We start from the raw sequence: 13,145 nt of genomic DNA on the forward strand, positions 1-13,145 counted from the left end.
GTATGACGAGTGAAGATAAATTTTTCGACGAAATGTGTCGCTCAAACGGTGTGCGGGGTCCCTACGACCGCTACCATACATGGTTCAACCAGCAGGATGTTGTGCGCCTTGCCCAGAAATCCGAAGAGGCGGAGCGATTTTTCCGACGCACCGGCATTACATTCAATGTCTATGGTCAGGATGATGCGGAAGAACGCCTGATCCCCTTTGACCTGATACCGAGGATCCTTTCGAACCGGGAGTGGACCACTCTGGCCCGGGGTGTTGATCAGCGGGTGCGGGCGATCAATGCCTTTCTGCACGATATCTATAACCGGCAGGAAATCCTGCGGGCGGGCATCGTGCCGATCTCTGTAATTGCGCAGAACGACGCCTTCCTGCCGCAGATGATCGACTTTACTCCCGCTGGTGGCGTCTACACCCATATCGTCGGCACCGACATCGTGCGCACGGGCGAGAATGAGTTCTTCGTACTTGAAGACAATGCTAGGACGCCCTCCGGGGTCAGCTACATGCTGGAAAACCGCGAGACGATGCTGCAGATGTTCCCGGAGCTGTTCAGCCAGATCAAGGTGCAGCGGGTCAGCGACTACCCCAAGAACCTGCGCGCCTCGCTTGAAGCTTCGGCCCCGCCGAATTGCGAGGGGCGTCCCTTTGTCGTGGTGCTGACGCCGGGCATTCACAACTCGGCCTATTACGAGCACAGCTTTCTCGCCGATCAGATGGGCGTTGAGCTGGTCGAGGGCCATGACTTGCGCATCATTGACGGGCGGATCAAGGTCCGCACGACACGCGGATATCGCACCGTCGATGTGATCTATCGCCGTGTCGATGATGATTTCCTTGATCCGCTGACCTTCAACCCCCAGTCCATGCTGGGCGTGCCGGGCATCATGGATATCTATCGCGCGGGCAACATCACCATAGCCAACGCGCCGGGCACGGGGGTGGCTGATGACAAGGCAATCTACAGCTACATGCCTGAGATCATTGAATTCTACACCGGCGAAAAAGCGATCCTGAAGAACGTGGAGACGCATCGCTGCTCTGAACCGGACAGTCTGAAATACGTGCTGGATAACCTTTCCGACCTAGTGGTGAAGGAGGTGCACGGATCGGGCGGCTACGGCATGCTGGTTGGCCCCGCGGCCAGCAAGAAGGAAATCGAAGCCTTCCGGGAAAAACTGATCGCGCGCCCGGCCAACTATATTGCCCAGCCCACGCTGAGCCTGTCGACCGTGCCAATTTTTACTGAAAAGGGCCTGGCCCCGCGCCATGTGGATTTGCGGCCCTTTGCGCTGGTTTCGCCCAAGGAGATCAACATTACGCCGGGCGGTCTTACCCGCGTTGCTCTGACTGAGGGCAGCCTTGTGGTGAATTCGAGCCAGGGCGGCGGTACCAAAGACACCTGGGTCCTGGAGAGCTGATATGCTGGGAAAAACTGCAGGCGGTCTGTACTGGATGTTCCGCGGGCTTGAACGGGCCGAAAACACCGCACGTCTGATCGAAGCGGGGTTCCGTATTGCCCTGACCCGGTCCACGGATCCAGCATCGGACTGGCGGTCGATCATTGTTGCCGCAGCGCAAAAACAGGGCTTTGACGCAAGGCATCTCGAATACACCAGCCAGAACGTCAGCGATTATTTGCTGCGGGAGCCAAGCAACCCAAGCTCGGTCCTGTCGGTGATCAAGGCAGCGCGAGACAATGCGCGACTTGTCCGCACCGCATTGACCACCGAAGTCTGGATTGCCGTGAACGAAACCTGGATGGTGCTGACGGATCTTCTTAAAACACCCGTTTCTGAGGCGGACCTGCCGCAGACGCTTGAGGCGATCCGCCATCAATCCGCTCTCGTGCGCGGGGCCTTGCACGGCACCATGCTGCGTAATGATCCCTATAATTTCTGCCGTCTTGGCACCTTTATCGAACGGGCGGACAGCACCGCGCGGATTGTGAATGTAAAGTATCACGCACTTCTACCATCGCCGTCCTTCGTCGGAAGCAGGCTCGATAATGTCCAGTGGGAAATGATCCTGCGCTCGGTCTCGGCGCACCGGTCCTTTCGGCACGCGTTTGACGATGATTTCAACGCTGCCAGCATCGCAGAGTTTCTTTTGCTCGACGAACGCTTCCCCCGGTCACTGGCGTTCTGTGCCTGCAACATCACCTCGAATCTTGCGGCCCTCTGCCCCACCGGAGGCGAGGAAAGTGGCAGCCTGAAGGCAGCGCGTGCCTTGCAGGCACGGTTGCAGCACCGCGACATCGGATCCATCTTCGAAGACGGGCTTCACGAGTTCATATCGCAATCGATCATCGATATCGCCGACATCGGCACGAGGATCGAACAAGAATACAGGTTCATCAGTTAGATGCGCATCAAGATCGCCCATAACACCACCTACATCTACGATCATCCCGTCTCCGGCGCCCTGCAACAGGTTCGATTGCAACCTGTCGACGGCCCCCTGCAACAGGTCAGGACTTGGGACATCGATGTGGAGCACGGCAGCGTTGCGGCAAGCTATCGTGACCATCACGGCAACCGCGTCAGCCTGATCTGCGCGGACGAAGGGGCAACCGGGTTGACCATCACCGCCCGCGGCGAGGTGGACACCGAGGACAAAGCCGGGGTTCTTGGCCCTGTCTATGGCCGCGCCCCGCTTTGGTATTTCCAGCAATCCACCGCTTTGACCAAGGCTGGCCCGCTGATCAAAGCCATCGCAGATAACGTGCCGGACAAGGGGAGCGAGCTGGAAAAGATGCACCTGCTGTCTGCAGCTGTCCTTGGCGCCGTGCCCTATACGCTCAATGAAACCCATACCGAAACCAAGGCGGAAGAGGCTGCGGGTCAGGGCAGCGGTGTCTGCCAGGATCACGCGAATATCTTCATTTCCGCGGCTCGCCTGCTGGGGTTTCCGGCGCGCTACGTCAGCGGGTATCTGGTCATGGACGACCGGATCGATCAGGATGCCAGCCACGCCTGGGCTGAAGCCCATATCACGGGGCTGGGATGGGTCGGCTTTGACGTCTCTAACCAGATCTCACCGGACGAGCGCTATGTGCGGCTTGCCATTGGACGCGACGCCCATGATGCTGCGCCGATCTCAGGCCTGCGGATAGGGCACGGTGAGGAGTCACTCATTGTATCTTTACAGGTGCAGCAGTAAGAAAGTTTCGCGATCTTGATCTGTTGGTGACCCCCTATGACTTACTGCGTGGCGATGCGGCTGAACCATAGCCTTATTTTCATGTCGGATACGCGCACCAATGCGGGTGTCGATAACTTTGCCTCCACGCGCAAGATGTTCACGTTCGGCGTCCCGGGGGAGCGCAGCATAACGATCATGACGGCGGGTAACCTTGCAACAACACAGGCCCTGATCAGCCTGCTGCGCGAACGTACCGAAGCCGCCGATGACCGTGATCCCGGAATTCTGAACCAGCCCACCATGTTCCAGGTGGCCCGTCTGGTAGGCTCGACCCTACGCGAGGTGATTTCCTACAGCACCCCTGAGGGGCAGCAATCGTCGGATGCCTTCAGCGCCTCTGTCATCGTCGGCGGCCAGATCAAAGGCGGCGCGCCCACGGTGTTCCTTGTCTACCCCGAAGGCAATTTCATCGAGATTTCCGAAGACACGCCATTTTTCCAGATTGGTGAAACCAAATACGGCAAACCCATCCTCGTGCGGGCCTTCGGACCGGAAATGTCGACAGAGGACGCGCTGAAGCTTTTGCTGGTTTCATTCGATTCAACCGTCAAATCAAACCTCTCCGTCGCACCGCCGTTTGATGTGCATGTGTATGACAACGACAGCTTTGATCAGACAAGTATTTCCCGGATTGAAATCGACGATCCGGCCTATCAGGCGATTTCATCGGGCTGGGGACAAGCGCTGAAAGAGGCCTTGGACGGGTTGCCTGCCTACAAGATCTAAGGCCCCCGAACGCCTGAGCCCATATTCTGTGCATATTCGCCATCCATAGGGTTCCGGAATGACCTCCAAAACCTGTTCCCGATCACAAGGATTCAGGCGGCCCGTCACCCGTGAATTACAACATGCGCGACCACAAACCGCGCATCTGCCCCCCCTTTCGTGACATTGCTGCGCAATTCACTGCCAAACAGCCATCAAGATTGTTTTGGGGAGGCTCAAGGATCGGCGGCGCGCGCGCACTGATACGACAGAGCCCCGAAGACCCTCTTGTCAGCAACCGCACTCGTCGCAAGCTTTTCTATTGATTATGCGCCATTCCCCTGCGGCGAGCCACAGCCATCGGCAGGATGCGTGACAAAATTACAAATACGGCGCCCACATCACAGTAAAAGCGCAAACTCAACTTTACCCAAGAAATTAATCTGAAGCAGTATCGAATCGCTAACACGGCCTTTTTGCCGCAGCGGTCAATTGCTTAAATCCTACGGCAAATTTCGCAATAAATGACACCACCACGCGTTGATTCAAACCACCCATACGGGAACAAATTTGGCAAAAAGTGGAAAGCCACACCATATTCAGTAGGAAGCCGAAGCTGCCTGCACCAATCTCCTTATTTTGTTGAAAATTTTATTAGACTATGGCAGGCTTCTTATCCGGAGGTCGTATAGACAGCTGAACTGGCAAGTTCAAACCGTCGGAAATATCACGCACTTCCATTTCGCATTTATGCCGATTGTTGCTTTTTTCTCTGACACTTCTTGGGGAGGAGTGGATTTGCGTACCAGTATCATGCCGCGTGTCGTTACACGAAATCATAAAGTTATCCTTATTGCCGGCGGGGCCGGTTTTGTAGGATCAAACCTGTGCAGACGTTTAATTGATGAAGAACACGAAATTATCTGCGTCGATAATTTCCAAACTGGAAACAGATGCAACATTGCACCGTTTTTACAGCATCGTCATTTCCGCCTCATCCAGCATGATATCTGTGATCCGTTAGATATATCAGGGCCTGTAGATGAAATTTACAACATGGCCTGTGCTGCCTCACCGGACAGATATCAAGAAGGCCCGGTCCATACCTGCAAAACCTGTTTTCTGGGTGCGCTCAATTTGCTTGAGCTGGCCCGCCGCAAGAAGGCGCGGATATTGCAGTCCTCCACCTCGGAGGTCTATGGCGATCCGGAAATTTCTCTGCAGGATGAAAACTACCGCGGCTGCGTCAACACCTGCGGCCCCCGCGCCTGCTATGACGAAGGCAAGCGCGTGGCGGAAACATTGTTCTGGGAATATGGCGCCCACAATGGGGTTGAAACGCGGATTGCACGGATCTTCAACACCTATGGTCCCAACATGGACCCCGAAGACGGGCGGGTTGTGTCAAACTTCATCGTGCAGGCCCTGAAAGGCGAGGAACTGACCGTCTATGGCACCGGCTTGCAAACCCGCTCTTTCTGCTACGTGAGCGATCTTGTCGATGGGTTGATCCGTCTGATGGCTTCGGATGAGAAGATGCCCGTGAACCTGGGGAACCCTGGTGAATTCACCATGCTGGAGCTGGCCGAAAAGGTCGTCAAAATGGTGCGGTCGCGGGCAGGTGTTACTTTCCGGCCACTGCCGCAGGACGATCCCAGGCAACGCAAACCCAATATTACCCGCGCCAAGACGATCTTGGGCTGGTCGCCAAAGGTGAACCTCGACGAGGGGCTGGCATCCACAATCGAGTGGTACCGTGAGCGATTGGCGGCAGATCAGGAAGCGGAGGCACCAGCAGGACAATGACCCAAGCTTCCTCAATCCTTGTTACGGGCGGCGCCGGGTTTATCGGTTCGCATAGCTGCAAGGCCTTGAAAATGGCAGGGTACCTTCCCGTTGTCTTTGACAATCTATCCACCGGGCACGCAGAGGCCGTTCGCTTTGGACCCTTCGTAAAGGGCGATATACGCGACCAGGATGCGGTTGCGGCCGCGATCTCAAAGCACAAGGTCACCGCGATTTTGCATTTTGCAGCCTCCGCCTATGTCGGAGAGAGCGTTCAGCACCCGAACGCCTATTACGACAACAACGTCGGCGGCATGATCTCCTTGCTGAAGGCTGCAAGCGCGACCGGCATCAAGCGGATTGTATTCTCCTCAAGCTGTGCCACCTACGGTGTGCCGGAGACATTGCCGATCGTCGAGACAACGCCGCAACGGCCGATCAACCCATATGGCCGGACCAAGCTGATTGGCGAGCAGATGCTGGAAGATCTCGCCCATGTGACGGATCTGACATTTGCCTGCCTGCGCTACTTCAATGCGGCGGGGGCAGATCCCGAAGGCGAGCTGGGCGAGCAACACGATCCCGAAACCCACCTTGTCCCCCTTGCGCTGATGGCAGCGTCGGGGCGACGCGAAGTCCTTTCGATCTTTGGCGATGACTATCCGACACCGGATGGGACCTGCATTCGCGATTATATTCACGTGGCGGATCTGGCCAGGGCGCATGTTCTGGCCCTGCAGCACCTGATGCAGGGAAAGCCATCGATCAAGCTGAACCTCGGCAGCGGCAGGGGGCATTCGATTCTTGAAATCGTGCGCGCCATCGAGGCGAAGACCGGCCGGAAGTTGCCCATCCGGATCGAACCTCGTCGCGCCGGTGATCCGCCGTCGTTGACTGCAGACCCTTCCCGCGCCGCCGAGGTGCTGGGGTTCCGGGCCGAGCTGTCTTCGCTGGACCAGATCATTGAAGATGCGGCCCCGTGGTTCGGGCTGAAATGCAATGTCGCAGCGTGACCCCCGATATCGCAACCTGTCCCGTATAATTGTGGGACGCAAACGGGTCCTGTTCTGGGCCCTGCTGGGGATATGGGCGGGCGCGACTTTGTGGTTCTGGACATGGTGGTTCTCGCCTGAGCACATCGCATCTCCCTGGCGGTTTGCCCTTGTGACCGGGCTGCTGGGCTGGCTGAGCTTCCTGCAATGCTATTTCGTCTATTTCGCGTTGCGCGCAGTTCGCTCCTGCGCGCCCGATCCAGAGCCTGGGCAATTCCGCGTGGCCATGATCGTGACCAAGACGCCCTCAGAACCGTTCGCGGTTGTGCAGGCCACGCTTGAGGCGATGCTGGCGCAGGATTATCCGCATGACACCTGGCTCGCGGATGAAGACCCCAGCGCCGACACCATAGATTGGTGCGCCCGTCACGGCGTGAGGATTTCCAGCCGCAAAGGAGTGGAAGAGTATCATCAGGCAACCTGGCCAAGACGCACACGCTGCAAGGAAGGCAATCTTGCCTATTTCTACGATCACTGGGGCTACGCGGAATACGATATCGTAAGCCAGCTAGACTCCGACCACGTGCCGCAACCGGGCTACCTGCGCGAAATGTTGCGCCCCTTTGCAGATGCGGATGTGGGCTATGTCAGCGCCCCATCCATCTGTGCGTCCAACGCCTCCCGGAACTGGGCGGCGCGCACGCGTCTCCACACCGAAGGAGCGTTTCACGGGGTGCTGCAGGCGGGCTATACCGCCGGGTTTGCACCGATGTGTATCGGATCCCACTACGCCGTGCGGACCCGTGCCTTGCAGGAGGCTGGCGGATTGGGGCCTGAGCTGGCCGAGGATCATTCCACAACAATGCTGATCAATGCGGCAGGCTGGCGGGGGGTGCATGCGCTGGATGCGATTGCCATCGGCGACGGCCCGGCAACGGTGGCCGATCTTGCGACTCAGGAGTTCCAGTGGTCCCGCAGCCTGGTGACCCTGTTGCTGGTGCATACGCCGCACTATCTGCGACAACTACCACTGCGGCTGAAATGGCAGTTCCTGTTCTGTCAGATGCTCTATCCCATCTTCGGCGTAACTTTCTTGCTGATGTACCTGCTGCCCATTCTCGCGGTTGTGTTCGATGTCCGTTACGCGGAAATCACGTTTCCTCAGTACCTGCTCCACGCGGTGCCACAGATCGCGGCCTTGCTGCTGCTGGCAAGCGCCCTGCGGCGGCTGAAGGTTTTCCGCCCCGTGGATGCCCCCCTTATCAGCTGGGAACGGACCCTGTTCCTGATGCTGCAATGGCCCTGGGTATTGTGGGGATGCATTTCGGCCCTACGAGACAGCCTAACAGGGCGCTTTGTCGATTTCCGGATCACCCCCAAGGGCAATACCGGGCCAACCCGTTTGCCGGTCAAGGTCTGGGCGGTCTATGCGATTCTGGCTTTAGGGTGTATCCTACCGGTATTGCTGGCGGAACATCTGGAACAGGCGCAGGGTTTTTATCTCCTGACGTTGTTTTCCGGGAGCCTTTATACCGCCACACTGACCGTGACGGTGTTGAGACATTTTCACGAGAACGGATGGCCCGTCAGATTACAGTGGCGGGATGTTGTAGTGCAGACGGGCGTTGTGGCGACCACAGCGACATTGCTGTTCAGCGCCTTTACGATCCGCGCAGCAGAAAGCGCCTATGCCCTGTCGATTGGCCTTGAATCGGTGCAAATCGTCGACGTGCAGGTCAACGTCGCGGGGGCTGGCAGCGCACATCGAGATCCGTTTGGATATAGGTTTAATTTTGACTGGGGTGATGAACGCACCCCAGCGTGGTGACCGAAGAAACCCAGTGCGGTGACCACAGTATAGGAGGACCGGGTCTATGAAACGTTTCAAACCAGTCTCTCGCGCGAGGCGCATACTTGCTGCGATTGCAATCGCGGGATCTCCCCTCATCCTGTCCGCTGCGCCTCTTCCGCCCGGCAACATGCCCTATGGCGCATTTGACCCTGAGGGAGATTATAGCGACGAACCCGATGCGGTGATTGAGCATGTCTTCCTGCCCTGGGAGGACGTGTCGCTGATTTCCCTTCTGGATGCCGATGAATATGCGCTGGAACGCGGGCGCGCCCTGATGGTCACGATCGAACCCTGGACCTGGACCGTGGACGAACGCAACACACCGGAATTTCTGCGCAATGGCATCCTGAATGGCTATTATGACGCCAATATGCGCGGCATCTGCCAGGTGCTCAAGGATCTGCAAAGCCCGATCTCTGTGCGGTGGGCGCATGAAATGGAGCGCAACGAAGGCCAATTCATTTGGTCAGATTGGGATCCGGAAGACTATATCACCTCGTACAAGCGAATGATTGACATCTGCCGTGATCAGGCCCCCGACATCACTGTTGTCTGGTCGCCCGCAGGGGATGACGGGCTGGAGGATTATTACCCCGGTGACGACTACGTTGATATTGTAGGCCTGTCGATTTTCGGCCTCGAGCAATGGGAGATCGATATTCTCGGCGGCGCGCGCAAGTACCAACAGTGGCTGGACGAAACCTATGCTCGTGTAGAAGTTTTCGGCAAGCCGGTCATCGTTGCAGAGCTTGGCTTTGTCGGCAGCGCCGCCTACGTGGCGCAATGGGAAGGGGAAGTTCGGCAACCACAGCCCGACAAACCGCTGTTGTCCGGTGTGGTCTACTTCAACCAGAAAGAGGTCTACCCCTGGCCAGATGGATATGGCTTGCCGGATTGGCGCCTGGAAAACCGAGTGATCGGCGAAGATCAGGAGGTTGGCAACTAGCAAAAATTCGCCACTCACAAAGCAGCCACAAATCAACCATTGCTTAACCATAAGCATGCCTTAATTTAGCGCATCAATGGTGGGGAAACCACCCGAGCAAGCTAGGGGCAGCGAGCAATGTTTATGAAGACAGCGACCGATTGGGTGTCTGCGACGCTCAGTGTTGGGTTTATTGTGGCAATCACTGCGATCCCAATGACTGCAGCCGCCGAGGCAGAACAGCAAAGCGTCGAGAATGTTTATGCTTTCAACTGGATGGCCAATGGCAAGAAGGTGAGCAAACGCGAAGCACGTGCACGTCAGGCGGCGCGGCGGGCCTCTTGGATGAGCACGCGCGGCGGGGCCACGTGGATTTGTTCGCCGGCAGGGTTTGGTCAGAAGTCGCGTTGCTATCGCGGCTAAAGCCGTGATCGCCGCGATCCCCGGCTGGATCTAAACCAACATCTTTAGAAAAGATGACCTCTCCGCTTTTCCGGAGCAAGTCTGCCGCCGACACGGAAGGTCTGCGGTGCACGACCCGGCCAAGCTGCCCCCAGTGGATCTGGCACCCTTTTCTGCCAATCAAGCATCTGTCAGTCCGGTCTCCGGCCCCTGCACATTATCGTTGAGCCAGCAGCGCTCCGATGACCCTGGGCTGCATCACGGTATCCTGACAGGGTTCCGTATCCGGCAAGGCCTGGCAGGCATTCCACAAAGCTTTCAGGGTGCGTGGCCCTGCATACCCGTCTAGGGGGCCAACAGCCTTGCCTTGTTGTTTGAACCTGGATTGCAGGACGAAAATCGCGAAATTCGGGTTGCTGGCAAAGACATCCATGCCAAAGTCGGTGCTCTTCAGGTCTGGTCGACTATTGAATTCTGCGAGAAATTCGTCATACCGGTCCGACCGCCGCGTGCCCGCCAGCTTCAGGGTAAACTCCAGCCGCTCCCGATCGGCCTCGTCAAGAAGGTGGGAATAGCGCTCCAAATATCTTGCTGCCTTTTTTGGTGACTTTCTGACATTGAGCCGGTTACCGTCGCGGACAAGCTGGATCAGGAATTTAGCCGCCTCGGGGTTGCCATCCTCTGACGCCTGTTCAAGCATGTCGATCGCATCTGGACCGCTTGCGCGCATATTGATGCCGTATAGCTGTCGCAACGCCTCCAGCTTAGCGATACGGGGTTCACCTGCCGCACGCGCCTTTTCGGCAAAGGTTTCGAATTGCCCGCGCCGGTCCTTTCCAAGGTATCCGAACATCGCCCCTTCAGCCAGGGTCGCCCAGGCCGCGCCAGTGCCCAGCTCCCCGCTTTGGATCAGCAGGGCCTTTGCGGTCTTGCGGTCTTTCTGACGCCACATCATATCCGCGCCAAGGTGGAGCAGGCCTTCGCCATTGCCCGCCATTGCCGCATCTTTGAAAAGCGCGGTCGCGCGGGGCCGGTCTTTGGGTAGGTCGCCACCAAAGAACAATAAAGTGCCCAGAGCCACCTTGGCCTCGGCATCGCCAGTGTCCACCGCGCGTTCTAGCAACTGCACACCAGTGGCAAGGTCCTGCTCCATGATCCGGCCGCTGATGAGTTGTTCTCCCAGGATGCGCATTGCATCCGGGCCTCCCTTCTGCGCTGCCAAGCTCAGATAGTCCCGCGCCTTGCTCGGGTCAGCAGGTGTTCCCACGCCCCACAAAAGCGCCTGCCCCAGCGTTTCCTCGGCGAGCAGATCGCCCTTGTCAGCGGCCGTGCGCAGCAGACGCATCCCCCTTTCAGGGTCCGCCTCGACATAGAAGCCATCGAGCAGGACTTTGCCCAACACCGCTTGCGCTGCCGTGTGATCGGCCACCGCTGCCTGTGAAATCAGCGCCATCCCCCGATCCTTGTCCTGGGGCAGCCCCCTGTTGCCATAAAGGAGGATTTCACCAAGCTGGAGTTGAGCGTCAACGGCGCCCGGGTCTGCGGCAGCCTCTTGCAAGGCGTCAAACTCAGCTGTTTGGGCGTGAATGACTGGCCCGGTAGCGCTGAGAATTACAACAAGACCGATGCCAATTCGTTTCAATAGAGGAGGACGTACGGACATTTCCCTTCCCTCACTATTTACCCTTTTATTAGACGCCTTTGAGGCCGCCTTTGTCAAATGAATCCAGATGCGGCAAATGTATGATCCTATGGTAGCGGGAGACACGCGCCGCTCTATTGGCTTATCTAAACGGTTCAATTTCAAAGCCCTGCGCAGAGGCGATCCAAACTCGATTGCCTTAGCAATGGTATGAGGCTGAATGAATTACCAGGCCGCATCCTACCCAAATACAGAATGCTCAGGCGACACCAAAATTATAGTGCGCTAGTTTTCCCGGCTGGAAACGCGCAGGGCTTCCAGTTGGCTGAGGGTCCGGTCAAATGCCTGCCCCGTCGGGGTCAGGGTCAGATCGTCGTTGACGAGGTTCAGATGCGGAGTGTGGCCATTCCAAGTGTAGGGATTGGCGGCGAACCAAGCATGTCTTTCCACAAATGGCAAACCTTCCATCATGCGCATGGCATCTTCAACGAATTTGGCATTTTTCCGATAGGTCGCAGATCCGGGTCGATGCCAGTCAACATAAGCAAATTCGGTAACCCAGATCGGGCGATTGTATTCCGCGTGAACAGCTTTCAGCCAGTCGCGAAATTCCCTCACGCTTCCGTTGGTGGAATAGTAGTGCACCGCCATAAAATCGACACGCAGCCCGCGCGCCTCGACTTGGTTCATGAAGCGGCGTTGCCAGGAGTTTTTCCCCAGCGTTCCGCCCTGTGTGGTGGCCGGGCTGCCTAGGCGCAGACCACGCCGTTCCAGCTTGGGCCACAATGCGGCCGCGCGTGCAACGGACAGTCTGCGTTCGCCGTCCGGTTCGTTGAAACCCAGCAGATGCCGTACAGGCAAATCTGATTGTATTGGCTTGTTCACATCCGACACGTTGTGGATCATGGGTACAAATTCCACACTGCGTCGGTGGCGGCGGCTGGTATACATCTGATCGGGTCGCCAGTTGTAATACCACCCGAGCGCCGGCGTATCTTCCAGCCATTTTAACATGGTATAGCTGGAATTTTCCCAGGCCCCGACCCCTGCCTTCTCAGCCTGCGCTGATCCAACAATCATCATGGCCATAAGTGTCGCAAACACATAGCGCAGCATGAACCCGCCTCTCCAAGTTGCTGTCAACTCAAGCCGCCTGACGCGACTTGGGGTTCAGGCGGTCTAACGCGTTAGAACGGCCATTCTTGGGCAAGAAGTGGGTATAAATTGTTAACTGTGACGCTCGTTTTCTGTCGTACATTCCTATTTTTACTTACTTTTTTAGGAGAATGCTGAAGGGTTTCTTGCCGGGATGAGAATTTCGATCCCGTTTCACAACCCCTTGGACCCGTTTTGGCCCATCTCATCTGCCTCATTGCTGCTGTGAAGCCTTGTCGCACGGAAAAGGGTCTTAGACCAGTTCTCCGAGACCAGGACTGAATGGTTCCTTGGCTGCTGTGACAGGTAAGCAGCACCACCGCGAGGCAAACGCCTATTCGGCTTCGGATACGTCGCCTCTTTCGGCGCCCCGATATCCCGCCAGTCAGGTAGACCCATCTTGAAGGCGCGCTGGCGGCAATCATCGACTTGGTTCAAAACGCAAAAAGCCCTTCTGTGGAAGGGCTTGATGAGAAC

General features: G+C 57.2%; 11 protein-coding genes. 9 read left to right on the forward strand and 2 right to left on the reverse strand.

Annotated features, from left to right (window positions below; translation table 11 throughout):
* Window positions 1-2 precede the first annotated feature (2 nt).
* From SM764_RS19575 to SM764_RS19615, 9 genes are all read left to right on the forward strand, one after another.
* Entirely contained in the window at window positions 3-1,427 is a 1,425-nt protein-coding gene (locus SM764_RS19575; RefSeq protein WP_065272805.1) for a circularly permuted type 2 ATP-grasp protein, read from the forward strand.
* A 1-nt stretch (window position 1,428) separates the two neighbouring features.
* A complete protein-coding gene (locus SM764_RS19580; RefSeq protein WP_065272804.1) occupies window positions 1,429-2,370 on the forward strand; it encodes an alpha-E domain-containing protein in 942 nt (313 codons plus the stop codon).
* On the forward strand, window positions 2,371-3,168 hold the full coding sequence (locus tag SM764_RS19585; protein ID WP_369002531.1) for a transglutaminase family protein: 798 nt from the start codon (window positions 2,371-2,373) through the stop codon (window positions 3,166-3,168).
* Window positions 3,169-3,204: 36 nt separating this feature from the next.
* Window positions 3,205-3,936 carry a proteasome-type protease gene (locus SM764_RS19590; protein WP_065272802.1) on the forward strand — a complete coding sequence of 244 codons (732 nt, stop codon included), beginning with the start codon at window positions 3,205-3,207 and terminating at the stop codon, window positions 3,934-3,936.
* Window positions 3,937-4,728: 792 nt separating this feature from the next.
* On the forward strand, window positions 4,729-5,721 hold the full coding sequence (locus tag SM764_RS19595; protein ID WP_369002544.1) for a UDP-glucuronic acid decarboxylase family protein: 993 nt from the start codon (window positions 4,729-4,731) through the stop codon (window positions 5,719-5,721).
* Window positions 5,718-6,713, forward strand: a complete 996-nt coding sequence (gene galE / locus SM764_RS19600; RefSeq protein ID WP_369002532.1) for a UDP-glucose 4-epimerase GalE — start codon at window positions 5,718-5,720, stop codon at window positions 6,711-6,713. Before SM764_RS19595 ends, galE begins: the two co-directional genes overlap by 4 nt.
* Window positions 6,700-8,520, forward strand: a complete 1,821-nt coding sequence (locus SM764_RS19605) for a glycosyltransferase family 2 protein (protein ID WP_369002533.1) — start codon at window positions 6,700-6,702, stop codon at window positions 8,518-8,520. Before galE ends, SM764_RS19605 begins: the two co-directional genes overlap by 14 nt.
* Before the next feature lie 46 nt (window positions 8,521-8,566).
* Window positions 8,567-9,490 (forward strand): glycoside hydrolase family 26 protein, encoded by a 924-nt coding sequence (locus tag SM764_RS19610; protein ID WP_274868838.1) that lies wholly within the window; start codon window positions 8,567-8,569, stop codon window positions 9,488-9,490.
* Between the two features lie 117 nt (window positions 9,491-9,607).
* The gene (locus SM764_RS19615) at window positions 9,608-9,892 is read left to right on the forward strand and encodes a hypothetical protein (protein WP_133245386.1); all 285 of its coding nucleotides are present in this window, start codon (window positions 9,608-9,610) and stop codon (window positions 9,890-9,892) included.
* A 196-nt stretch (window positions 9,893-10,088) separates the two neighbouring features.
* Here SM764_RS19615 and SM764_RS19620 read toward each other — a convergent pair whose 3' ends face one another.
* Complete coding sequence (locus SM764_RS19620) at window positions 10,089-11,678, reverse strand: tetratricopeptide repeat protein (RefSeq protein WP_369002534.1); 1,590 nt, start codon at window positions 11,676-11,678, stop codon at window positions 10,089-10,091.
* Between the two features lie 120 nt (window positions 11,679-11,798).
* Window positions 11,799-12,629 (reverse strand): glycosyl hydrolase, encoded by an 831-nt coding sequence (locus SM764_RS19625; protein ID WP_368948679.1) that lies wholly within the window; start codon window positions 12,627-12,629, stop codon window positions 11,799-11,801.
* Between the last annotated feature and the right edge of the window lie 516 nt (window positions 12,630-13,145).

It is taken from the genome of Pseudophaeobacter sp. 1A16562, assembly GCF_041008785.1.
Classification (GTDB): Bacteria; Pseudomonadota; Alphaproteobacteria; order Rhodobacterales; family Rhodobacteraceae; genus Phycobacter; species Phycobacter gallaeciensis_A.